The 24,153-nt window shown below is 64.1% G+C and carries 19 protein-coding genes; 10 read left to right on the top strand and 9 right to left on the bottom strand.

What is annotated here, in order from left to right; all coding sequences use genetic code 11:
* The first annotated feature begins 176 nt into the window (after positions 1-176).
* Both mscL and FJ954_RS05660 read left to right on the top strand, forming a co-directional pair.
* Entirely contained in the window at positions 177-599 is a 423-nt protein-coding gene (gene mscL, locus FJ954_RS05655) for a large conductance mechanosensitive channel protein MscL (protein WP_015319245.1), read from the top strand.
* A 109-nt stretch (positions 600-708) separates the two neighbouring features.
* Entirely contained in the window at positions 709-1,875 is a 1,167-nt protein-coding gene (locus tag FJ954_RS05660; RefSeq protein ID WP_140660698.1) for a pyridoxal phosphate-dependent aminotransferase, read from the top strand.
* Positions 1,876-1,940: 65 nt separating this feature from the next.
* On the opposite strand, the gene hemA is transcribed toward FJ954_RS05660, so the two are convergent.
* Positions 1,941-3,218, bottom strand: a complete 1,278-nt coding sequence (gene hemA, locus FJ954_RS05665; RefSeq protein ID WP_140660699.1) for a 5-aminolevulinate synthase — start codon at positions 3,216-3,218, stop codon at positions 1,941-1,943.
* Positions 3,219-3,497: 279 nt separating this feature from the next.
* On the opposite strand from hemA, the gene galE reads away from it, so the two are divergent.
* From galE to FJ954_RS05680, 3 genes are all read left to right on the top strand, one after another.
* Entirely contained in the window at positions 3,498-4,493 is a 996-nt protein-coding gene (gene galE / locus FJ954_RS05670) for a UDP-glucose 4-epimerase GalE (protein ID WP_140660700.1), read from the top strand.
* A 118-nt stretch (positions 4,494-4,611) separates the two neighbouring features.
* Positions 4,612-5,862 (top strand): D-amino acid dehydrogenase, encoded by a 1,251-nt coding sequence (locus FJ954_RS05675; protein WP_140660701.1) that lies wholly within the window; start codon positions 4,612-4,614, stop codon positions 5,860-5,862.
* Position 5,863: 1 nt separating this feature from the next.
* Positions 5,864-7,690: an alanine racemase gene (locus FJ954_RS05680; RefSeq protein WP_140660702.1), complete on the top strand. Its 1,827-nt coding sequence runs from the start codon at positions 5,864-5,866 to the stop codon at positions 7,688-7,690.
* On the opposite strand, the gene FJ954_RS05685 is transcribed toward FJ954_RS05680, so the two are convergent.
* The 7 genes from FJ954_RS05685 to FJ954_RS05715 form a co-directional block, all read right to left on the bottom strand.
* Positions 7,691-9,067, bottom strand: a complete 1,377-nt coding sequence (locus FJ954_RS05685) for an FGGY-family carbohydrate kinase (RefSeq protein ID WP_140660703.1) — start codon at positions 9,065-9,067, stop codon at positions 7,691-7,693.
* The gene (gene rhaM / locus FJ954_RS05690; protein ID WP_140660704.1) at positions 9,064-9,381 is read right to left on the bottom strand and encodes an L-rhamnose mutarotase; all 318 of its coding nucleotides are present in this window, start codon (positions 9,379-9,381) and stop codon (positions 9,064-9,066) included. The genes FJ954_RS05685 and rhaM overlap by 4 nt, the downstream gene beginning before the upstream one ends.
* Positions 9,381-10,382 (bottom strand): ABC transporter permease, encoded by a 1,002-nt coding sequence (locus FJ954_RS05695; RefSeq protein WP_140660705.1) that lies wholly within the window; start codon positions 10,380-10,382, stop codon positions 9,381-9,383. Before FJ954_RS05695 ends, rhaM begins: the two co-directional genes overlap by 1 nt.
* Positions 10,379-11,359, bottom strand: coding sequence for an ABC transporter permease (locus tag FJ954_RS05700; protein ID WP_015319236.1), 981 nt, complete (start codon positions 11,357-11,359; stop codon positions 10,379-10,381). The genes FJ954_RS05695 and FJ954_RS05700 overlap by 4 nt, the downstream gene beginning before the upstream one ends.
* A complete protein-coding gene (locus tag FJ954_RS05705; RefSeq protein WP_140660706.1) occupies positions 11,356-12,897 on the bottom strand; it encodes a sugar ABC transporter ATP-binding protein in 1,542 nt (513 codons plus the stop codon). The genes FJ954_RS05700 and FJ954_RS05705 overlap by 4 nt, the downstream gene beginning before the upstream one ends.
* A gap of 83 nt (positions 12,898-12,980) precedes the next feature.
* Positions 12,981-13,976 (bottom strand): rhamnose ABC transporter substrate-binding protein, encoded by a 996-nt coding sequence (rhaS, locus tag FJ954_RS05710; RefSeq protein ID WP_015319234.1) that lies wholly within the window; start codon positions 13,974-13,976, stop codon positions 12,981-12,983.
* 54 nt (positions 13,977-14,030) lie between these two features.
* Complete coding sequence (locus FJ954_RS05715; protein ID WP_140614716.1) at positions 14,031-14,834, bottom strand: DeoR/GlpR family DNA-binding transcription regulator; 804 nt, start codon at positions 14,832-14,834, stop codon at positions 14,031-14,033.
* A gap of 188 nt (positions 14,835-15,022) precedes the next feature.
* On the opposite strand from FJ954_RS05715, the gene FJ954_RS05720 reads away from it, so the two are divergent.
* The 3 genes from FJ954_RS05720 to ggt all read left to right on the top strand — a co-directional run bounded on the left by FJ954_RS05720 (position 15,023) and on the right by ggt (position 20,490).
* Positions 15,023-17,125 carry a bifunctional rhamnulose-1-phosphate aldolase/short-chain dehydrogenase gene (locus tag FJ954_RS05720; RefSeq protein ID WP_140660707.1) on the top strand — a complete coding sequence of 701 codons (2,103 nt, stop codon included), beginning with the start codon at positions 15,023-15,025 and terminating at the stop codon, positions 17,123-17,125.
* 111 nt (positions 17,126-17,236) lie between these two features.
* Positions 17,237-18,529, top strand: coding sequence for an L-rhamnose catabolism isomerase (gene rhaI, locus FJ954_RS05725; RefSeq protein ID WP_140660708.1), 1,293 nt, complete (start codon positions 17,237-17,239; stop codon positions 18,527-18,529).
* Positions 18,530-18,744: 215 nt separating this feature from the next.
* Entirely contained in the window at positions 18,745-20,490 is a 1,746-nt protein-coding gene (ggt, locus tag FJ954_RS05730; RefSeq protein WP_140660709.1) for a gamma-glutamyltransferase, read from the top strand.
* An 81-nt stretch (positions 20,491-20,571) separates the two neighbouring features.
* Here ggt and FJ954_RS05735 read toward each other — a convergent pair whose 3' ends face one another.
* Positions 20,572-20,913: a hypothetical protein gene (locus tag FJ954_RS05735; RefSeq protein WP_015319229.1), complete on the bottom strand. Its 342-nt coding sequence runs from the start codon at positions 20,911-20,913 to the stop codon at positions 20,572-20,574.
* 270 nt (positions 20,914-21,183) lie between these two features.
* On the opposite strand from FJ954_RS05735, the gene FJ954_RS05740 reads away from it, so the two are divergent.
* Positions 21,184-22,110 carry an ABC transporter substrate-binding protein gene (locus FJ954_RS05740; protein WP_246681021.1) on the top strand — a complete coding sequence of 309 codons (927 nt, stop codon included), beginning with the start codon at positions 21,184-21,186 and terminating at the stop codon, positions 22,108-22,110.
* On the top strand, positions 22,103-24,151 hold the full coding sequence (gene fhuB, locus FJ954_RS05745) for a Fe(3+)-hydroxamate ABC transporter permease FhuB (protein ID WP_140660710.1): 2,049 nt from the start codon (positions 22,103-22,105) through the stop codon (positions 24,149-24,151). The genes FJ954_RS05740 and fhuB overlap by 8 nt, the downstream gene beginning before the upstream one ends.
* Positions 24,152-24,153 lie beyond the last annotated feature (2 nt).

Here is a 24,153-nt window from a genome sequence, read left to right on the forward strand (position 1 = left end):
TCAAGTCCATCACGGCTTTGGGCACCTGATTTCAAAGAGGTAACGCAGGGTAAGGCGAAACCGGTTGTTTTCTCCTTTTTGCCCATGTTGCAACTTGAGGTTTTTGTTATGGTGTCGCCGGGGCGGTGCTTCCGGGATGGGACGGCTGCGCGGCCCGCCATGATAAGGAGGGTCGAATGCTGAAAGAATTCCAGGAATTCATTTCCAAGGGCAATGTGATGGACTTGGCCGTCGGCGTCATCATCGGCGCTGCCTTCGGCAAGATCGTCGATTCCCTGGTCAACGACATCATCATGCCGATCGTCGGAGCGATCTTCGGCGGCTTGGACTTCAACAACTACTTCTTTGGGCTTTCCTCGGCCGTCAACGCCACCTCGCTGGCGGAAGCCAAAAAGCAAGGTGCTGTTTTTGCCTATGGCAGCTTCATCACCGTGGTGCTGAATTTCATCATCCTAGCCTTCATCATCTTCCTCATGGTCAAGGCCGTGAACAACATGCGCAGGCGCCTGGAAAGGGAAAAGCCCGCGCCAGCGGCCGCGCCACCGCCGGCCGATGTGCAGCTTTTGACCGAAATCCGCGATCTGCTGGCCAGGCGATAGACGGATAGGGTTCTTCTGGACCAAAACCCCGGTCGTTCGCGGCCGGGGTTTTCTGTTTTCGCATCTGGTAAACAGCACCTCCGAACGCCCCGAGACAATGGACCTGCCCATGACCTTGATCCAGACCCTGCGCCCCGAGGCCCTGGCCGCGCCCGAAAGCGGTATCGTCGCCGTCGTCAACTATGGCAGATTGCGCGAAGGCCTGATCCCGCTTTGGGCCGGCGAGGGCGACCTGCCGACGCCGTCCTTCATCACCGATGCGGCGTCGAAGGCGCTGGCCGGCGGTGAGACGTTCTACACCTGGCAGAGGGGCATTCCCGATCTCAGGCAGGCGCTGGCACGCTACTACGAAAGGCACTTCGCCAAGACCTTCGCCGAGGAGCAATTCATCGTCACCGGCTCCGGCATGCATGCCATCCAGCTGGCGCTCGACGCGCTTGCGGGAGCCGGCGACGAGGTGATCTACCTGTCGCCAGCATGGCCGAATTTCGACGCCACCGCCGCCATCGCGGGTGCCGTGCCGGTGCCGGTCACGCTCGACCATTCCGGAAATGGCTGGTCATGCGACGTCGAGAAAATAGCGGCGGCGGTCACACCGCGCACGAAGGCGTTGTTCATCAACACGCCGTCCAATCCGACCGGCTGGACCGCCGATCACGAGACCTTGCGGGCGATCCTCGATCTCGCCCGCGCCAAGGGCCTGTGGATCATCGCCGACGAGATCTATTCGCTGTTCCACTATGGTCACGGCCGCGCGCCGTCCTTCCTCGACATCGCGGAGGCGGAAGACCGCATCCTGTTCGTCAACAGCTTCTCCAAGAACTGGGCGATGACCGGCTGGCGCGTCGGCTGGATCAAGACGCATCCAAGCCTGCAGCAGGTGTTCGAGAACCTGATCCAATATTCGAACTCGGGCGTGGCCCAGTTCATGCAGCGCGGCGCGGTCGCGGCGCTCGACGAGGGCGATGCCTTCGTCGCCGAACAGGTGGAGCGGGCGAGACAAGCGCGCGACCTGGTCTGCGGTATTCTCGGCGAAACCGGCAAGGCGCGCTTCACCGTGCCGCAGGGCGCCTTCTACCTGTTCTTCACCGTCGACGGCATCACGGACTCGCGGGCAGCCGCTTTCGAAATCGTCGACAAGGCCAATGTCGGCCTGGCGCCCGGCACCGCCTTCGGGCCCGGTGGCGACGCGTTCCTGCGGCTGTGCTTCCACCGACGCCTCGACCAGCTCGAGGATGCGGCAAACCGGCTGGCAAGGTGGATGAAGACTGTCTGAACTCTGACGAAGCCCGAATTGAAAGCCGCGTCAGCTGGCCGTCGGAGTAGAGTTTCAAACGGGCTTCAGCCGCCCGACTTGGGCACCAGCAGTGGAATGATGCGGTCGCTCTTGGTCACTGAGGGCCGTCCCGCCGAACCGTAGGGGATGCCAAGCGCGTCCCAGGTTTCGACCAGCGCGTCCTGCAGTTCGGCGATCAGCGCGTCGGAATGGAACGGCGTCGGCGTGATACGCAGCCGTTCGGTACCGCGTGGCACCGTCGGGTAGTTGATCGGCTGGATGTAGATGCCGTGGACGCCGAGCAGGCGGTCGCTCGCCATCTTGCAGAGTTCAGGATCGCCAACCAGCACCGGCACGATATGTGTCGGCGACTCCATCACCGGCAGACCGGCCGCCGACAGGATCTGCTTGGTTCGGCTCGCCTGCTGCTGCTGGGCGTCGCGCTCGGCCTGCGAGCGCTTCAGGTGACGGATCGAGGTGGTGGCCGCCGCGGCGATCGCCGGCGGCAGCGCCGTGGTGAAGATGAAGCCCGGCGCGTAGGAGCGCACCGCGTCGATGACGGCGCTGGTGCCGGTGATGTAACCGCCCAGCGTGCCGAACGCCTTGGCCAGCGTGCCTTCGATGATGTCGATGCGGTCGGCCAGGCCTTCGCGCTCGGTGATGCCGCCGCCGCGCGGTCCGTACATGCCGACGGCATGGACCTCGTCGATATAGGTCATGGCGTTGTAGCGTTCGGCAAGTTCGACGATCTCCTTGATCGGCGCGATGTCGCCATCCATCGAATAGACGCTTTCGAAGACGATCAGCTTGGCGCGTTCGCGCCCCGCGGTCTGCAGCAGGCTTTCCAGATGCGCGACGTCATTGTGGCGGAAGATCTTTTTCTCGGCGCCCGAGCGCCGCACGCCTTCGATCATCGAGGCATGGTTCAGTTCGTCCGAGATGATCAGGCAATTGGGCAAAAGCCGCGCTATGGTCGAGATCGAGGCTTCGTTGGAGACGAAACCGGAGGTGAAGACGAGTGCCGCCTCCTTGCCGTGCAGGTCGGCAAGCTCATGCTCGAGCTCGACCAGCGGGTTGGACGTGCCGGAAATGTTGCGGGTGCCGCCGGCGCCCGATCCCATCTTGCCGGCCGCGTTCTGGAATGCGGCGATCACGTCAGGATGCTGGCCCATGCCGAGATAGTCGTTGGAACACCAGACGGTGATTTCCTCGGCGCGGCCGTTGGAACGCCAGATGGCGCGCGGAAACTTGCCCGCGATACGCTCCAGGTCGGCGAAGACGCGGTAGCGACGCTCGGCATGGAGCTGATCGATCGCTTCCTCGAAAAACCGCTGATAGTTCATGTCGACTTCCCAATTTTGGGCGGCATCATAATCATTGGCCTTTTGGCCGTCCACCGGGCCATTTTGGTCAAAATGCCACGCCCCGCACCTGTTCCTAACGTTGGCGGATCGTGGCCTATTCCGCTTCACGACACGCTCAGTGGATCACTTTTGTTTCCGCATGATGCCACATCAAGTGAACGCCGGTTACCTCTCGTTCTAATGGTCATGCGCCGGGCTTTCCAGTAAGGCGGTTGTTGAGACAGTTTCCGATAGATCTTGGGTGAGCGAGGACTTGGGATGACGGTTTTGGTGACAGGCGGCGCCGGCTATATCGGCAGCCATATGGTCTGGGAATTGCTGGATGCAGGCGAAAGCGTGGTCGTTCTCGACCGCCTTTCCACCGGCTTCGAATGGGCAGTGGCGCCGGAGGCAAAGCTGATTGTCGGCGATGTCTCCGACAAGGAATTGGTCGGCGGGATCATCCGGGACAATCATGTCGACGCCATCATCCATTTCGCCGGCTCCATCGTGGTGCCGGAATCGGTAGCCGATCCGCTCGCCTACTACGAGAACAACACCTCGAAGACCCGCACGCTGATCGAAACAGCGGTCCGCGAAGGCGTGCCGAATTTCATCTTCTCCTCGACAGCCGCCGTCTATGGCGGCGCCGGGCTGGAGCCGGTGCGCGAGGATGCCCGCCTGGCGCCGGAATCGCCCTATGGCCTGTCCAAGCTGATGAGCGAGTGGATGCTGCGCGACGCGGCCCTTGCGCACGACATCCGCTACACGGCGCTGCGCTATTTCAACGTCGCCGGCGCCGACCCGAAGGGCCGCACCGGCCAGTCCACTCCGGGCGCCACCCATCTGATCAAGGTCGCCTGCGAGACCGCGCTCGGCAAGCGACCCTTCATGCAGGTCTTCGGTACCGACTATCCGACGCCGGACGGCACCTGCATGCGCGACTATATCCACGTCAGCGATCTGGCCGCCGCGCATCGCCTGGCTTTGCAGCGGCTGCGCGCCGGGGGCGCCAGCCTCGTCGCCAATTGCGGCTACAGCCACGGTTATTCGGTGCTCGAGGTGATCGAAAGCGTGCGGCGCGCCTTCGGCCATGATTTCGAGGTCAGGATGGGCGACCGGCGTCCCGGGGATGCCGCGGCGGTGGTTGCGAATTCCGATCTCGCCCGGTCGGAACTGGGCTGGACCCCGCGGCGCGACGATCTCGACCAGATCGTCAACGACGCGCTGTCCTGGGAACGCATCCTGACCAGCAAGAACTCCGCGCGGGGCTGAGCGCGCTTTCCCCAGGGGCTCACAAGCCCAGGGCTCGCAAGGCGCGCGGCGACGCGCTATGGAAGCATTCGCGACACAGCGTGGAGGCGCGGTGCCGCGATGAGCTTTGGGGGAAGGCATGAAGATAACGGTGCTTGGAGCCGGCGTCGTCGGGACGGCGGCAGCCTACTATCTGGCCGCCGACGGCCACGAGATCACCGTCATCGAGCGTCATGCCGCGCCGGCGCGAGGCACCAGCCAGTCGAATGCCGGGCTGGTGTCTCCAGGTGACGCCACCGCCTGGGCCTCGCCCGCGGCACTCAAGACGTTCCTGCGCGGGCTCTACAATCATGATCTCGGCATCAAGGTGCGGCTGCGCTTCGATCCCTATTTCCTCGCCTGGAGCCTGCGCTTCCTTCGCCAGTGCACGGTGGCCCGCCTGCGGGCAAACAGCCAGGTCAAGCTGCGGCTGGCGCTCTATTCGCGCGACTGCATCAACGCCATATCCGCCGATACCGGCATCCATTACGACGAGCGCAAGAAGGGCATCCTCTACTTCTTCCGCTCGCAGCACAGTCTCGACACCGGCACCGACAATTACCGCTATCTGGCCGAGCATGGCCTGCCCATCGAGATCGTCGGCCGCGACCGGCTGGTCGAGCTTGAACCAGGTCTTGCCGGGGTGAAGGAAAAGATCGCCGGCGGTGTCTACTCGCCGATCGACCAGACCGGTGATTCCCGGCAGTTCGTGGAAAACCTCGCTGCCTATGCCGCCGAAAAGCTCGGCGTGAGATTCCTTTATGGGACGACGGTCGAGGGCCTCGACATCGAAGGCGACCGGGTGCGCGCCGTGATGACCTCGTCCGGACCGATCGCCGGCGATGCGGTGGTCATATCGATGGGGCCGGAGAGCGGCCTGCTCGGCCGGCGCTACGGCATCGACCTGCCGGTCTATCCGGTGAAGGGCTATACCGCGACGATTCCGCTGGAGGATGAGAGCAAAGGCCCGACCATGGGCGGCGCCGACGAGGATCAGCTGATGGCCTATTCGCGCCTCGGCAATCGATTGCGGTTGGCTTCGACCGCCGAATTCACCGGCTTCGACCGCACCCACAAACCCAGCGACTTCGCCACCATGTTCAGAACCGGCAAGGACCTGTTCCCCGGTGCTTTCGACGAGAGGAAGGCCGAGCTATGGGCAGGTTTGCGGCCGATGATGCCGAACTCGGTGCCGGTCATCGGCCAGGCGAAATACCGCAACCTTTACCTCGACACCGGCCACGGCCATGTCGGCTGGACCATGGCGTGCGGCTCGGGAAAATTTCTCGCCGACCTCATCGCCGGCCGCAAGCCGGAGATCGACCCGCAAGGCCTGGTCTACAGGGGATAGGATGTCGGGACCGCAAGTCGCCATCGACCTTGGCCGCATCGAGCGCAATGCGCGCACCATCGTGGACCGCTGCGCGCTTTCGGGCATCAAGGTTTTCGGCGTCACCAAGGGCACTTGCGGCATGCCGCAGGTGGCACGCGCCATGCTGCGCGGCGGCGTCTCCGGGATCGCCGAGTCGCGTTTCGAAAACATCCGCCGGCTGCGCGACAGCGGTATCAGCGCGCCGATCATGCTGTTGCGCAGCCCGCCGATGGCGCGCGTCGAGGAGGTGGTGCGCACCGTCGACGTCAGCCTGCAGTCGGAGCTGACGATCATCCGCGAGATCTCGCGCACCGCCGAGCGTATGGGCCGCGTCCACGACATCATGCTGATGATCGATCTCGGCGACCTCCGCGAAGGCATCTGGCCGAACGACCTCATCCACACGGTCGAGCGGATTCTCGACATGAAGGGCGTGCGCATCGCCGGCATCGGCACCAATCTCGGTTGCTTCGGCGCCATCATGCCGACGGAGGAAAATCTCGGCCAGCTCGTCGCTCATGCCTACAAGACCGAACGCCTGTCCGGGAAAAGCCTGGACTTCATCTCCGGCGGCGCGTCGTCGTCGCTGCCGCTGCTGCTCGAAGGCAAATTGCCGGCCGGCATCAACAATTTGCGCATCGGCGAGGCGATCCTGCAGGGCGGTGTCGAGACCTTCCGCGATGTCCCATGGGCGGAACTCGAACCCGATGCCTGCCGGCTGACCAGCGACGTCATCGAGGTCAAGCTCAAGCCGTCGCGGCCGATCGGCACCTCCGGCTACGACGCCTTCGGCAACCAGCCGGTCTTTCCCGACGAAGGCGACAGGCTGCGCGCCATCGCCAATATCGGCCGCGAGGATGTGCTGGTCGAAGGGCTGATCCCGATCGCCAAGGGGATAAGGGTGCTCGGCGCCTCCAGTGACCATCTGCTGCTCGATGTGCAGGATGCCGACCCGCCGCTCGCCGTTGGTGACCGCGTCGCCTTCCGCATGAGCTACGGCGCCATGCTTCTGGCCATGACCTCGGAATATGTCGAAAAAGCACCGATGCACGATGTCGCGGATTTCTCCGGCCGCAAGATGGTGTCGATCTCGGCCGAAGCGGAAGCGGCTCGCATCCTCGCGCGCGAAGCAACCGGCGCCCGGCTGGAGTCGATGAATTTCGACGTCGTCGAACTGGCCGATATCGATCGGCCGCCCTCGGGCCTGATCCGGTTCGCCGCCGGCGCCGATCGTCGCATCGCGCACAAGGCGCTGACCGCAACGGCCCGCGCGACCCACTCCTTCGGCCTGATCTGGATCGATTCCATCGCCGCGCTGATGCCGGAGGACGAAGATGGCATCGACCTGCCGGAGGCGTCGGTACTGGCGCGCTCGCTTGGCCTCGACCACAAGGCCGGCGCGCTGCAGCCGCAGCTGTCGCCGGAAAACGTCGTCATCATCGGACTGCGCCAAGCCGATCCGGCGGAAGTGCGGGTCCTGAAGGATTCGCGCGTCTCGGCCTTCACGATGACCGATATCGACGCGATGGGCATGCGCGACCTGATGCACGAGGCAATCCGCATCGCCACCTCGGGCACGCAAGGGTTTCATGTCAGTTATTCGCCCACGGCGACCGAATTCGCCGGCTGGGCGGCTGGCTCCGGCGGCCTCACCGTGCGCGAGACGCATCAGGCGATGGAGGCGATCGCGCTTTCCGGCGGGCTGCTTTCGATGGATGTCTCCGGCCTGGGTGCCGATCTGGAGCCCAGGATCGGTAGCGACGCGGTCAACTTCGTCATGTCGGCCTTCGGCAAGCGGATTCTCTGATCAGCCAATAGCCTCGACGGCCGCCCGCCATGCGCTGATATACTCCGCCCAGGCCGGATCGGCCGGCGGCTCCAGTGTTTGACCTTTGCCATGCGCCGCGCGCTGGTCCGATGCAAGCAGGGCGGCCCCGATGCTGGTGCCGGTAGCGGCTTCCGATGCGATGACGGCGCGGCCAGTGCTCGCGGCGAGCATCCGCGTGAACAATTGATTGCGCGCGAAAGGCCCCTCGACGGTCGTCGGGCCATCGCCGCCGACGAGGTCGAGGCAGGTCGCCGTCATCAGCGCCAGGTAGAAGGAGATGGCGGCAAAGCGTTGGCCGGGAGGGATCGCCTCGCCCTTGCGCCATGCGGCGGTGTGATGCGGAAACGGCCCCGAGCCTTGCTGGATCGAAGGCAAAAGCAATGTCTTGCGCGCCAGCACCGCGGTGACATCGCTGTCGCTCCAGCTCTGCGCCGAGCCCTCGGTCAGCAGCGAGAATTCGCGGCCACCCATGAACCGCGCCGAGGGCACGGGGTCGCCGAGCGCATTGACATTGACCAGCGTATCCCTTGCCGGATCGAGCGCCACCGTCTTGACGCCGACCGCCATCGACACCACCCAGGTGCCGGTCGAGACCACGCAGAAGGGCGGCGCATCTGACAGGAGGTGGGGCAGCAGCGAGGCGTTGGAATCGTGCAGGCCGCAAAAGACCGGGGTTTGTGGATCGAGCCCGGTCCGCTCCGCAAGCGCGGGCAGGATCGAGCCAAGCCGGTCCCTGGCCGGCCGCACCGGCGCCATCAGCTCGCGCCAGCCCAGGCGATCGACCAGCGCCGAAAAATCCCCCGTCCAGGGGTTCCACAAATCGGTGTGGCAGCCGAGCGAGGTGACCTCGTTGGCGGCCACGCCGGTCAGGCGCAGCGCCCAGTATTGCGGGTACATCAGCATCGCGGCTGCCCTGGCGAACTCCGTCGGGAAACTTTGCTGCTGCCAGAAGAATTGCGCGCCGAGATTGAGGCCGAGCGGCAGGCGCGGCGTGCCGGTCTCGGAGAAGGGCGGGCGGATCGCGTCATAGTCGGACGCCAGCTCATCGGGCCCATCGTATTCATAATCGAGGACAGGCAGCACCAGCTCGCCCGTGGCATCGACCAGCACGCCGGTCGCGCCATGCGTGGTGATCGAAACTGCGTCGATGCGCTGTTCGCGATTGAGGTCGGCAAGGCTGTCGAGGATGAACGCCCACAGCGCGTCGACATCGTGATGCGGGTAGGGCGCTTGTCGCACCGGCGCGTTCGCCACCCGGCGCAGCGTCACCTCCCTCAATGTGGCGAGATCGACCAGCGCCACCTTGGCGTTGGTCTTGCCGATGTCGATGACGGCGATGTGGCGGACCGCGCTCATTCCATATGGAACATCATTTCCAGCGGCACCGCCACCGGCTCGTTATCCGGTTTCGCCTCCATGATGTCGGCCATTTCAGCCCACCAGCGCTGCATCACCGGATGCTTAGGCAGATCGTCCATGCCGTGATCATCGCGCCGCCACAGCACGCCGAACAGGATGTTCGTCTCTTCGTCGAGATGGATGGAGTAGTCGGAGATGCCGGCCTGCTTCAGCAACGCGACCAGCGACGGCCAGATTTCATCGTGGCGCTTTTTGTACTCGGCCTTCATGCCGGGTTTGAGCATCATCTTGAATGCGTATTTCTCGGGCATCAGGCCAGGCGTCCCCCGCGCAGCCGCCGCCAGACGATCGGCAGCGCGATGACGGTGATCAGCAGCAGGCCGATGAAGATCGACATGACGATGCCGGGCACGTTGAGCAGGCCGAGGCCGAAGGTCACCAGCCCCATGATCAGGGCGGCAAGCACCACGCCGACGATGCTGCCGGCGCCGCCGAGGATGCTGACGCCGCCGAGCACCACCATGGTGATGACCTCCAGCTCATAGCCCTGTGCGATCGACGGACGCGTCGAGCCGAGCCGCGACGTGATCAGCACCGAGGCGATGCCCGACATCAGGCCGGTCAGGCAAAACAGGATGAATTTTATGCGGCCGACGCGCACGCCGGAAAACTGCGCCGCGACCGGATTGTTGCCGATCGCGAAGACCCGGCGGCCGAAACTCGTGCGGTGCAGCAGGACCCAGTAGACCACCGCGGCGATGAGGAAGAGCACCAGTTCGAACGACACCACCCACCAGACATAACCCTGGCCGAAGAAGGCGAAGCTTTCGGGATAGCCCTTGTAGGCCTGGTCGCCGAGAGTGATGAAGGCGATGCCGCGAAACAGGCTCATCGTGCCGATGGTGACGACGATGGAAGGCAAACCGAGGCGCGTGACCAGCAGTCCGTTGAAGGCGCCGCAGCCGAGCCCGACGACGATGCCGATCAGGACAAGCACTGGCGTGCCGGCGCCGGCCTGCACCGCCATGCCCATCATGGTCGAGGCGAGCGCGATGATGGCGGCCACCGACAGGTCGATCTCGCCCGAAATGATCAGCAGCGCCATGGCGAACGCGATCAGGCCCTTCTCGGTGAAATTGAAGGTGAGATCGGACAGCGAATACGGATCGAGGAAATAGGGTGAGGCGAAACTGTTGATGGCAAAGATGGCGATGGCCACCACGACCAGCAGCGCTTCCCAGGAAAAGATCGCCGAAGAGAGCGGCTTGTCGAGCCGGTCGGGAATGTGGCGCGGGGCGGGGACGTCGGTCATGTCACCGCTTCCACTTTCTTGAGGATGATGCGGCCTTGCTGGCGTTCGCCGCGCGCGTTGAGCACGACCGCCAGGATGATGGCGCTCCCCGAAATCGCCATCTGCCAGAAGGGCGAGATGTTGATGACCGGCAAAGCGTTGGAGATGATGCCGAGGAACAGCGCGCCGAGCACGGCGCCGCCGACCGAGCCGATGCCGCCGGCGATCGATATGCCCCCGATGACGCAGGCGGCGATGATGTTCAACTCATAGCCGTTGGCGACCTCGACCGAGGCGATCACATAGCGCGAGATCCAGAGATAACCGCAGAGGCCACCGATCATGCCGGAGATGCAGAAGACGATGAATTTGGTCCGCCCGACATCGATGCCGGTATAGACGGACGCCGTCGGATTGACGCCGATGGCATAGATCGAGCGGCCGAGCGCGGTGCGCGTCATCAGCACGAAGAACAGCGCGATCACCAGGATGGCGATCCAGGACAGAACCGGAATGCCGAGGAAAGCAGCGCGCTGGAAGCCGATGAAATCCGGACTCATCCTGTCGGCATTGACCCAGGCGCCGCCGGACAGGACGAAAGTGGCGCCGCGATAGATGGTGAGCGTGCCCAGCGTCACCACGATCGAGGGGATGTTCAGACGCCACACCAAAAGGCCGTTGATGGCGCCGAGCACCAGCCCGACTGCGAGCGCGATGACGATCAGCAGCGGGATCGGGATCGCCGGGTGCGCGGCGTTCAGCATCGCCACCACCATTCCGGTGAAACAGAGGTTCGACGCCATCGACAGGTCGATCGAGCGCGTCAGGATGACGACCATCTGGCCGAGCGCCAGGATCATCAGGATCGAGGTGTCGTTGAACACCTGGCGCAGATTGCCGGGGTCGGCAAAGGCGGGGAAGCGCGTCGAGATCAGCCCGATCAAGGCGACGATGGCCGCGAGCAGCCAGATTTCGCGGTATTTGAGGAAAGCTTTCATGCCGCGATCCCTGCTGCTGTCCTGACCAGCGTCTCGGCATCCAGTCCCTTGTTGTCGTAGACCGCCGCGACAAGGCCCTCGCGCATGACGACGACGCGATCGGACATGCCGAGAATTTCAGGCAGTTCGGACGACACCATGATTACCGACAAGCCCTGCGCCACCAGTTCGGCCATGAAGCCGTGCACGGCGGCCTTGGAGCCGATATCGATGCCCTTGGTCGGCTCGTCCAGGATGATCACCTTGGGCGCGGTCGCCAGCCATTTGGCGATGACCACCTTCTGCTGGTTGCCGCCCGATAGCGTGCCGACATCCTGGCTGAGCGAGGAGGCCCTGAGGTCGAGCCGTTCCGTGTAGGAACGGGCCAGCGAAAACTCCTCCGCCAGCCGCAGCATGCCTGATTTGGAGGTGCGGGCGAGCGATGGCAGCGAAACATTCTGGAAGATCGGCAGGCCGATAACCACGCCCTGCTTGCCGCGTTCTTCCGGGACGTAGACGATGCCGGCCTCGATCGAATCCGCGGCCGATTTCGGCGCGATCGCCTTGCCATCCAGCGTGATCGTGCCGGCGCTTATGCGGGTAATGCCTGAAATCGCCTGCATCACCTCGCTGCGCCCGGCGCCGACCAGGCCATAGAAGCCAAGAATCTCACCCTTGTGCAGTTCGAAGCCGATATCCCTGAACTCGGTCGGATGCGACAGGCCGGAAACGGAAAGCACCGGCGCGCCGATCTCGGCCTTGCGCTGCGGAAAGATGTGGTCGACCGAACGGCCGACCATCATGCGCACGATCTGGCTCTGGCCGGCATCCCTGATCAGGCCTTCGCCGACCATCTCGCCGTCGCGGAACACCGTGTAGCGATCGGCAATGCGATAGATCTCGTCGAACTTGTGGCTGATGAACAGGATCGCCTTGCCCTGCTCCTTGAGGAATTCGATCAAAAGGAAAAGCTCCTCGATCTCCTTCATCGAAAGGGCTGCGGTCGGCTCGTCCATGATGACGATCTGGGAGTCGATCGACATGGCGCGCGCGACGGCGACGAGATGCTTGTTGGCGATGCCGAGATCCCTGAGCCGCGCATCGGCATCGATATGGCCGGCATGCATGGTGTCGAGCACTTCGCGCGCATTCTTGCGCATCGTGCGCCAGTCGATGGTGCCGAAGCGCGTGCGCGGCGCATGGCCGAGGAAGATGTTTTCGGCGACGCTGAGATCGTCGAACAGCACGGTTTCCTGATGGATGGCGGTGACGCCGTGGCCGAAGGCGGCGTGCGCGCTGGGCAGCGCGACGGCCTGGCCGTCGATGCTGATCGTGCCCGCATCGGGCTGGTAGATGCCGGTCATGATCTTGACCAGCGTCGACTTGCCGGCGCCATTCTCGCCGATCAGCGCGGTCACCTGGCCGGGATAGAGCGACAGGCTGACATTGTGCAGGGCACGGACACCGGGGAAGCTCTTGGAGATGCCGGACAGTGCCAGGCGCGGAGCGGAGGCCGGAAGCCGCTCGTCAGTCTCGCTGTGTCGGGCCGTCGTGTCCATATCCGTATCAAGCCCTGAAACTAGGTCCGTTTGAAGTCGCGGCGGGATGTGAGTCCCGCCGCGCCAGCTTGAAAGCTCCGAGATCAATAGATCTTGGAGAACTTCTCGATGTTGCTCTTGTCGAACTGGAAGGGCGGAGCCATCGCGGCCGAGTTGGTGTCGTCGAGCGTCACCTTGCCGACGCGGCCGATCGACAGCGTCGCACCCGGCTTGGCCTCTTCCTTCTTCACCGCCAGGTCGTGGGCGAGGTAGACGGCGGAGTAGCCGAGGTCGATCGGGTTCCACAGCGCAACGGCCTGGCTGGCGCCGTTGTCGATGAACTTCTTGAACTCGGACGGCAGCGCCAGACCGGTGACGTTGACCTTGCCGATCAGGTTCTCGTCGGTGACCACCTGGGCGGCGGCGACGACGCCGACGGTGGTCGGCGCGATGATCGCCTTGAGGTTCGGATAGGACTTCAACAGGCCCTTGGCCTCGTCGGTGCTCTTGGCCGAATCGTCATCGCCATAGACGGTGGCGACCAGCTTGATCTTGGGGAACTTCTCCGGCAGCACCTTCTTGGCCGCTTCGATCCAGGAATTCTGGTTGGTCGCGGTCGAGGAGGCCGACAGGATGGCGACATCGCCGCCTTCCGGCAGATAGTCGGCGGCAAGCTTGATGATGGTCTCGCCGATCAGGCCGGTGTCGGACGGGTTGAGGTGAAGCTGGCGGCCTTCCTTGGCGACGCCCGAATCCCAGGAGATGACGGTGATGCCGCGTTCCATCGCCTTCTTCAGCACCGGCACCAGCGCGTCGGCGTCATTGGCCGAAATCGCGATGGCGTTGACCTTCTGCGCGATCAGCGAATTGACCACTTCGATCTGCGCCTCGGCGGTCGCCTTGGTCGGGCCGGTGTAGATGATGTCGACGTCGCCGAGTTCCTTAGCCGCCTCTTGCGCGCCCTTGTTGGCGGCATCGAAGAAGCCGTTGCCGAGCGACTTCACCACCAGCGCGATCTTGACGTTTTCCGCGTACGCGGCATTCACGAACATGGCGGCCGAGAAGGCCGCCGTCACCATCAGTTTCTTCAAGAAGCTCATCGAATTTCCTCCCTTGAGCGTTGCATTCCATCGCCGCTGCGGGCGTGAGGTGTCTCAGGCCTGCAGTGAAGATTCTTCCTTTGTCGACTTGCGGGCGACGATCAACGTCACCCCCGCGGCTTCCAGCATCTTTGCCTCGCGGTCCTCGATGCCGTCGTCGGTGATGACGGTGGCAATGCGCGAAAGACCGCACAGGATCAGGCTGGAGCGTTTGCGGAATTTCGAGGAATCGACCAGCACCACCAACTCGTCGGCCTGGTCGATCAGCTTCTGCTCCGCCTGGATCAGCAGTGGATCGCCTTCCATCAGGCCGAGCGGCCCCAGTCCCTGAGCGCCCATGAACATGCGGCGTGCGTAGAAATTGCGCGTCACGTCATTGTCGAAGGGCGACAGGATGATGTTCTGCTCGCGATAGATGGTGCCGCCCGACAGCATGACCGTGTTCTTGGAGTGCTTGAGCAGGTGCTCGGCGATCGGGAACGAATTGGTGAAGATCGGCATGCGGAGGCCGGTCAGGAAATGCACCATCTGGAAGGTGGTGGTACCGCCATTGATGATGATCGGCTCGCCGTCCTTGCACAGTTCGACCGCTTCACGAGCGATCGCCCGCTTCTGCGCCGCGTTGAGCGTTTCGTTGACGGAGAAGGGCCGGCCGGCCAGCCCGATGAACTGCGGCGGCGATATTGCTTCAGCACCGCCGCGCACACGGCGCAGGCGCTTCTGGACATGGAGAGCCGCGATGTCGCGCCGGATCGTCGCCTCGGACGATTCCGTCAGGTCGACCATTTCCTGCACCGTCACCACAGGTTTTTCCTGGACGGCGGACAGAATGATCCTGTGGCGCTCTTTTTCGTGCATGGTTCCTCCCTGCCTGAGCATCTAGGCACCCAAACCGAGCAGTGTCAATCATTTCCGATCATATAATTTCATTGTGCAGTGCAATATGATTGATATTGATCGTTTGTGATTGACAAGCTCGCCTCTTGCGTAGACATTCCCGAGCGAAAAAGGAGCGCATGGTGCGCGCTCCAAAGGGAGGATTACCTATGCTCGACAAGCGCTCCGGCTCGCGCCTCGCCAATCTGTGGGAGGATGCGAAGGCGAAGGGGATGAGCGAGCCCGAGCTGCTGGTCTATCGCTCGAACACGCTCGGCTCCGACAAGCGCGTCACCAATTATGGCGGCGGCAACACCTCCTCGAAGATATGGCAGAAGGATCCGCTCACCGGCCAGGATGTGGAAGTGCTGTGGGTGAAGGGGTCGGGCGGCGACAGCGCCTCGATCAAGCTTGACGGCTTCGCCACCCTTTACATGGACAAGCTGCGGGCGCTGAAGGGGCTTTATCGCGGCGTCGAGCACGAGGACGAGATGGTGGGCTATCTTCCCCACTGCACCTTCAACCTCAATCCGCGCGCGGCCTCGATCGACACGCCGCTGCACGCCTATGTGCCGAAGCCTTTTGTCGACCACATGCATCCCGATGCCATCATCGCCATCGCCGCCGCCAAGGATTCCAGGGTGCTGACGAACGAGATATTCGGCGATGCCATTGGCTGGCTGCCGTGGAAGCGGCCGGGCTTCGAACTCGGCCTGTGGCTGGAGAAATTCTGCGTCGAACACCCCACCGCCAAGGGCGTCATCCTCGAAAGCCACGGCCTGTTCACCTGGGGCGATACGCCGAAGGAGTGCTACGAAACGACGATTTCGGTGATCAACCAGGCGATAGAGTGGTTCGAGCGCCGCTCCGAAGGCGTGGCGATCTTCGGTGGGGAGGTGGTGAAGTCGCTCGATGCCGCTGCCCGCCGAGCGATTGCCGCCAAGCTGATGCCCAGGATTCGCGGCCTGATCTCGGAAAAGAGCCATAAGCTCGGCCATTTCGATGACTCGCCCGCCGTGCTCGAATTCGTCAACTCCAAGAATTTGCGCCCGCTGGCAGCCCTCGGCACCTCGTGCCCGGACCACTTCCTGCGCACCAAGATCCGCCCGCTGGTGATCGAATTCGATCCCGCAAAGCCCGACGTCGATGCCGTCATCGCGCGACTCGCCGACGACATTGCCGAATATCGTGTCGGCTACCAAGCCTATTACGACAGCTGCAAGCATGCGGATTCGCCTGCCATCCGCGACCCCAACGCGGTGGTCTATCTGATGCCCGGCGTCGGCATGTTCACCTTCGCCGGCGACAAGGCGACAGCGCGTATCTCGGGCGAGTTCTACGTCAACGCCATCAACGTCATGCGCGGCGCTTCCACCGTCTCGTCCTATGTTGGCCTGCCAGCGCAGGAGGCTTTTGACATCGAGTATTGGCTGCTCGAGGATTTGAAGCTGCAGCGCATGCCGAAGCCGAAGTCTCTCGCCGGCCAGGTCGCACTGGTCACCGGCGGCGCCGGCGGCATCGGCCGCGCCACGGCCAACCGCCTGCTGCGCGAAGGCGCCTGCGTCGTGCTGGCCGATATCGACGAGGCGGCACTCGCCGGCGCCAACGAGGAACTGGCAAAAGCCTATGGCAGGGATTTCGTCCGCCCAGTTCTCATCAACGTCACCTCGGAGGACCAGGTCGTCGCCGGCTTCGCCGAGACGGCCGTCGAGTTCGGCGGCATCGACATTCTGGTCTCGAATGCCGGCTTGGCATCGTCGGCGCCGATCGAGGAGACGACCCTGGCGCTGTGGAACAAGAACATGGACATCCTGTCCACAGGCTATTTCCTGGTCTCCAGGGAAGCATTCCGGCTGTTCCGGGTACAGAAGATCGGCGGCAACGTCGTCTTTGTCGCCTCCAAGAATGGCCTGGCGGCATCGCCCAACGCCGCCGCCTATTGCACCGCCAAGGCGGCCGAAATTCATCTCGCCCGCTGCCTGGCGCTGGAGGGCGCGGAAGCGCAGATCAGGGTCAATGTCGTCAACCCGGATGCGGTGCTGCGCGGCTCGAAGATCTGGACCGGCGAGTGGAAGGAACAGCGTGCCGCCGCCTACAAGATGTCGACCGACGATCTGGAAGAGCACTACCGCTCGCGTTCGATGCTGAAGCGCTCCGTCTTCCCGGAAGACATCGCGGAGGCGATCTATTTCCTCGCCTCCGACATGTCGGCCAAGTCGACCGGCAACATCATCAACGTCGACGCCGGCAACGCACAAAGCTTTACGCGGTAGCCGCTCGCCGGCGCTCACGCTGGCCCTTCTCTCCCGTCGCTATACGGGGAGAAGTTTCCGGCTGGCGGATGAGGGGCGCCGCCGACCGAATGCATTCTGGGAGGAACAGCAGTGTCCGAATCCATCATCTCCGCCGACATCGTCGCCAGCAGTAACGCCGCGCGCAAGATTGACCTCGAGCGTGACTATGCCTCGCTCGGCGAGCGCCTCGACCGACGCGGCATCGCCATCGACTCTGTCCGCGACAAGGTGGAAAACTTCGCGGTCGCGATCCCGTCCTGGGGCGTCGGCACCGGCGGCACCCGCTTCGCCCGCTTTCCCGGCGCCGGTGAGCCGCGCGACATCTTCGACAAGATCGAGGATTGCGCCGTCATCCAGCAGTTGACGCAGGCGACGCCGACCGTGTCGCTGCACATTCCTTGGGACAAGGCCGATCCGAACCGGCTGAAGCAGGCGGCCTCCCGCTTCGGGCTTGGCTTCGATGCGATGAACTCCAACACCTTTTCCGACGCGAAGGACCAGACGCTTTCCTACAAATTCGGTTCGCTGTCGCATGCCGACGCCGACACGCGTCGTCAGGCGGTCGAGCACAATCTCGAATGCATCGAGATCGGCAAGACGCTTGGGTCGAAGGCGCTGACGGTGTGGATCGGCGACGGCTCCAACTTCCCCGGCCAGGTCAATTTCGCCAAGGCGTTCGAGCGCTATCTCGACGCGATGAAGGAGATCTATGCCGGGCTGCCGGACGACTGGAAGCTGTTCACCGAACACAAGATGTATGAACCTGCCTTTTACTCCACCGTCGTGCAGGACTGGGGCACCAACTACATCATATCAAGGGAGCTCGGCGACAAGGCCTTCTGCCTGGTCGACCTCGGCCATCATGCGCCCAACGTCAACATCGAGATGATCGTCTCACGGCTGATTCAGTTCAAAAAACTCGGCGGCTTCCACTTCAACGATTCGAAATATGGCGACGACGACCTCGATGCCGGGTCGATCGACCCCTATCGGCTGTTCCTGGTTTTCAACGAATTGGTCGATGCCGAGCTGTCAGGCCCCGAGGGGTTCGACCCCGCCCATATGCTCGACCAGAGCCACAACGTCACCGATCCGATCGAAAGCCTGATGCTGTCGGCGGTCGAGGTGCAGCGCGCCTACGCGCAGGCGCTGCTGATCGACCGAAAGGCGCTTGAAGGGTTCCAGGACGGCAATGACGCGCTGATGGCGACGCAGACGCTGAAGGCGGCCTACCGAACCGATGTCGAGCCGATCCTTGCCATGGCACGGCTGAAGACAGGTGGCGCCATCGATCCTGTCGCCGCATACCGGGCGGCGGGCTATCGCGCCAAGGTCGCGGCGGAGCGGCCAGCCGTCGCAGGTGGTTCCGGCGGGATCGTTTGAGGTAGAGCCGATCTTCCCCTTTGCGGGGGAGATGTCCGGCAGGACAGAGGGGACGCTGTCGCGCCGACGTCCGAAAGTTGGCGATCCTTCACGCCTCCTCTGCCCTGCATCTCCACCACAAGCGAGCAGTCACCAACCCGTGAATGTCTTTATTGAAGATGGACTCGATCGCTCCAAGTAGCTCTTCTAGGCAAGCACCACTTGGAGAACCCGCCATGCATCTCACCCGTAGGACATTGATCGCCCTCGGTCTTTCCATCGCCTTCGCCTTTTCGCCATCGGCTTTCGCCGCGTCGCCGGCACCGGCCAAGGGCGAGAACGGCATGGTCGTCACGGCCCAGCATCTGGCTTCCGAAGTCGGCGTCGAGGTGTTGAAAAAGGGCGGCAATGCCGTCGATGCGGCGGTCGCCGTCGGCTATGCCTTGGCCGTCGTCTATCCCAATGCCGGTAATATCGGCGGCGGTGGCTTCATGACCATCCGCTTCAAGGACGGCAAATCGACCTTCCTCGATTTCCGCGAGCGGGCGCCGCTTGCCGCGACCAAGACCATGTATCTCGACAAGGACGGCAACCCGGTGAAGGGCGCTAGCCTGGACGGCTATCTCGCGGTCGGCGTACCAGGCTCGGTGGCTGGTTTCGAGATGGCGCGCCAGAAATATGGCACCTTGTCCAGGCAGGACCTGATGGCGCCGGCGATCGCCTATGCCAGAGATGGGTTCGTCCTCAACCAGGGCGATGCGGCTTCGTTCGCTGGCAGCGCCGAAAGGTTGGCGAAGGACCCAGCGGCGGCGGCGGCCTTCCTCAAAACCGATGGCAAGCCCTATGGCGTCGGCGAGAAGCTGGTTCAGCCCGACCTTGCCGCGTCGCTCTCGGCCATTTCCGAGAGAGGTCCCGATGCCTTTTACAAGGGCGCCATCGCCGACGCCATCGCCGACGCCATCGCCAAGGCGAGCGGCGCCAAGGGCGGTATCCTGGCCAAGGGTGATTTCGAACAATACGCGGTGCGCGAGTTGAAGCCCGTCACCTGCTCCTATCGCGGCTACGAGATCATCTCTTCGCCGCCGCCGAGCTCAGGCGGCGTCATCATCTGCGAAATCCTCAACGTGCTGGAAGGCTATCCGCTGTCCTATCTCGGCGCCGGCTCGGCCGAGACCGTCCACGTCATGGTCGAGGCGATGCGCCACGCCTATGTCGACCGCAACTCCGCGCTCGGCGATCCCGATTTCGTCGACAACCCCGTCTCCAGGCTGCTGGACAAAGCCTATGCCAAGGACATCCGCGACAAGATCGATCCGTTCCGCGCCGGCGTGTCGCAGGATCTGATGCCGAAGGGCTTCGGCGAGTCGAAGGAGACGACGCACTATTCGATCATCGACAAGGACGGCAACGCGGTCGCGGTCACCTACACGCTCAACGGTTCGTTCGGTGCCGGCGTGGTCGCCGACGGCACCGGCATCCTGCTCAACAACGAGATGGACGACTTCACCCAGAAACCCGGCGTGCCCAATCTCTATGGCCTCGTCCAGGGCGAAGCCAATGCCATCCAGCCGAAGAAGACGCCGCTGTCCTCGATGAGCCCGACCGTGGTGGCCAAGGATGGCAAGCCGTTCATGGTCATCGGCAGCCCAGGCGGCTCGCGCATCATCACCATCACGCTGGAAGCCATCGTCAACGTGATCGACCACGGCATGAACATCCAGGAGGCGATCGACGCGCCGCGCATTCATCACCAATGGCTGCCCGATACCGTCTATGTCGAGCCGTTCGGCCTTTCGCCGGATACAGAAAGACTGCTGGCCGGGATGGGCTATCGCCTTGATCTCAGTGACCAGAGCTGGGGCCAGGCGGCGGGCATTCTCGTCGGCGGCAAGAGCCTGGCGGAAATCGAGAAGGGCGGCGGCGCGCGCTACAATGGCGCCATCGACAGCCGCGCGGCATCCGGCGAAGCGCTCGGATATTGATAGGCCGCAAGACCGTTGCTTTCCGGATGAGGCCGGATTCCGCCTTTCGGGACCGGCCTCCGCCTCATGGCCCGGGAGCCGTCAGGTCACCAGCGTGATGGTCGACGCGATCAGCATCAAGGCGGCGATGCCGACGAACAGCGCATAGATGCGTGGCCGGTCGAGCAGCAGCGCGTTTCCCGATATCCAGGCCGACGTGGCACCGCCCAGCGCGAACAGGAACCCGTTGCGGTGGCCGAAAGTCATCGACGCGGCCATCAAGCCGCCGATGATCAGGGCGCCGAACACGATGATCACGGCGACCGCGTACTTCTCGAAGTCGTTATTGCCGATCCCTGGTCCGATCGCGTTCAAATTCGGCAGGTCGTCCGGATCGAAGGGGTTCGCCGACCCGTATTCGTCTTGACCCATGGATTCTCGCATCACTTGATCTCCGCTGACCGGCAACAAACCATCAACGCCTGCCGAGCGCAACCCGATCACGCTGTGGCGGATGCGCCCGGCACCGCCTCCGGCCCCTTTTCGGGGATAGTTTGCTGACGGATTTTAGGAGCTGTTGCCGGATCGCGTCACCTGCCTTCTTGGGGTTTGTCGCCGCCGGCCTCGTCTTAAAACTGACTAAGAATATCCTGTTTAATAGTCAACTCGGATTGGTCGCCGGAGACCAGGGCTCCGGGCAACAGGCAAGCCAAGTTGAATACAGATCATCAACCTCGGCCAGGAGAGGTCAATCGTCCGCGCGTCCGGATCACGCGTCGCCACGCGCTCGCGCTGTTCACTCTGCCGTTCACCGGCGTCGTGACGCCAGCCGCGGCCAGCCCGCCGCGCATCGTCTGCCTCGATGACGGCTTGGCGGAGACCTTGCTCATGCTCGGCATCACGCCGGTCGCTATCGCCGACCGTGAGGTCTGGGAAAGGTGGGTGCTCGAGCCGCCGCTGCCGCCCCAAGTCGCCGACATCGGCACGATCCTGGAGCCCAATCTCGAATTCCTGCAACAGCTTCGTCCCGACATCATCCTCTCCATCCCTTATCTCGACGGCATCAAGCCGCTCCTCGAGCGCGTGGCACCGGTGACGACGATCGGCATCTATACGCCGGGCGGTCAGCCCTATCAGCGCGCCATCGAGGCGACCCGGCAATTGGCCGGGCTTGTCGGCAAGGAAAGGGAAGGCGAGGCGCTGATAGCGGCGACGGAGGCGCATTTTTCGACCATCAAGCAGCAGCTGGAACCGCTTTCGGCGCGGCCGATCTATGTCGTCAGCTTCCTCGATCCGCGCAATGTGCGCGTCTATGGCGGAAAAAGCCTGTTTCAGGCGGTGTTCGACCGCATCGGCATCCGCAACGCCTGGGCCGGAGAGACTAATTACTGGGGATTTGCAACTGTCGGCATCGACGGGCTGGCAACGTCTGATGATGCGCGCCTTGCCTATCTCGAACCCTTGCCCGAAGGGGCGGGCGGAACGCTGACCGAGAGCCCGGTCTGGAATGCCATGCCGTTCGTGCGCAAGCGCTCGATCATGCGCCTGCCTGCGGTGCTGATGTTCGGCACGCTGCCCTCGGCGAGCCGTTTTGCCCGCCTGCTGGCCGCGGCGCTGACGGCGGAGACCGCCCGTGGTTGAGCAGGAAGCGATCTTGCCCGACAATGCCGTCCTCGTCCGCGGTCGCACCCCGTCGCCTCGCATACCAGGCGGATATCCCCTGGGCGCGATCCTGCTTTGCGTCGTGCTTCTCTGCGCGGCCGGCGCCGCGACCCTCTCCAACATGAGCGTGCAATTGCCGCCGGCACTCTGGCTGGGGGCGCTCGCAAGCCCCGATATCGAGGATATCAGGCAGGTGCTCGTCCACTACGCTTTCCTGCCCCGGCTCGCCGTCAGCCTTCTCTGCGGTGCGGCCCTCGGACTGGCCGGGACGGTGCTGCAGCAGGTTTTGCGCAATCCGCTCGCCTCGCCCGAAACCGTCGGCGTCTCGGCCGGCGCCTATCTGGCGCTGGCGCTGGCGACGCTTCTGGCGCCGTCGCTGCTTGCCTTCGGCCGCGAATGGGTGGCGCTTGCCGGCGCCTTCACTGCCCTTGCGGCGGTCCTGGCGCTCTCCTGGCACAAGGGCCTGTCGCCGCTTTCGGTCGTGTTGGCCGGGCTGGTCGTCAGCCTTTATGCCGGCGCCATCGGTGCTGCGTTTGTGGTGCTTCGGCATGAATGGCTGGCCAGCCTGTTCCTCTGGGGCGCCGGTTCGCTCGGCCAGCAGGACTGGTCGGTGACGCGGTGGCTCTTGCCGCGCCTTGGCGGTGCCGCGCTGGCTATCCGCCTCATGGTGCGGCCGCTGACCCTGCTTGGCCTCGACGACGAAGGCGCGCGCAGCCTCGGCGTCCCGCTCGGTGCCTATCGCTTCGCCGGACTGGCGGCGGCGGTCGCCCTGATCGCCTTCGTCGTTGCCGCCGTCGGCGTCATCGGCTTCGTCGGCCTTGCCGCCGCCACGCTCGCGCGCATCGGCGGCGCCCGCTGGCTCGGCCAGCAACTGGTGATGGCGCCGCTGATCGGCGCGGCACTGCTGTGGGCCGCGGACCAGGGAGTGCAGGTCGCGACCGGGCCACAGGGCGACCTGCTGCCGACCGGCGCGATGACGGCGCTTCTCGGCGCGCCTCTGCTTCTTTGGCTTCTGCCGCGCCTCGCGCTTGGCGCGGAAGCACCGGCACTCGCCGCCGAGCGCTTGCCCAGAACGAAAAGGCCCGGCCTTGTGCTGGCGGCGATCGGCGGCCTCCTGCTTTTGCTGCTCGTGCTGGCGCTGCTCTACGCGCCGGGCACCGATGGTTGGACATTCGCGTCCGGCGATCAGCTGCGGCCCTTGCTGGCCTGGCGGCTGCCTCGAGTGTCCGCGGCACTTGCCGCCGGCGCCATGCTGGCGCTGGCCGGGCTGATGATGCAGCGGCTGACCGGCAATCCGATGGCCAGCCCCGAAGTGCTCGGCATCAGCGCCGGTGCTGCGCTCGGCATGATGGTGGCGCTGTTCGCGCTCGCCGATGCCAGCCGCCCGGTACAGACCCTGGCCGCCACGATCGGCGCCTTCGCCGCCCTTCTGGTGACGCTGGCGATCGGCCGCCGTGCCGCCTATGCGCCGGAGCGGCTGCTGCTTGCCGGTGTCGCCTTGACGGCCCTGTTCGACGCGCTGATCCTGGTGCTCACCGCCACGGGCGATCCGCGCGCCATGCTTTTGCTCAATTGGCTCACCGGCTCGACCTACGGCGTCGACGCCGGCTCGGCGCTTCTGACCTCGACGTTTGCCTTTTGCCTGTTCCTGCTCGCACCGTTCTTCCTGCGCTGGCTGGACATGCTGCCGCTCGGCTCCGCCGCGGTGCAAAGCCTCGGAGTCAACCTCAAGGCAACACGGCTGCTGGTGCTTTTGATGGTGGCAGCGCTCACCGCCGCCTCGACCCTGGTCGTCGGGCCGCTGACCTTCATCGGCCTTATGGCGTCGCACCTGGCGTGGCGCCTTGGCCTGTCGCGTGCGCTGTCGCAAGCGATCGGCGCGATGCTTGCCGGCGCGCTGATCATGGTCTGCGCCGACTGGATCGGCCGCACCGCCATCTTCCCGCGCCAGATTCCGGCCGGCCTCGTCGCGACGCTGATCGGCGGCCCCGTCCTGATGTGGCTCTTGCGCCGCCGCTGAGC

It is taken from the genome of Mesorhizobium sp. B2-3-15, from assembly GCF_006442875.1.
In the GTDB taxonomy this organism is placed as follows: domain Bacteria; phylum Pseudomonadota; class Alphaproteobacteria; order Rhizobiales; family Rhizobiaceae; genus Mesorhizobium; species Mesorhizobium australicum.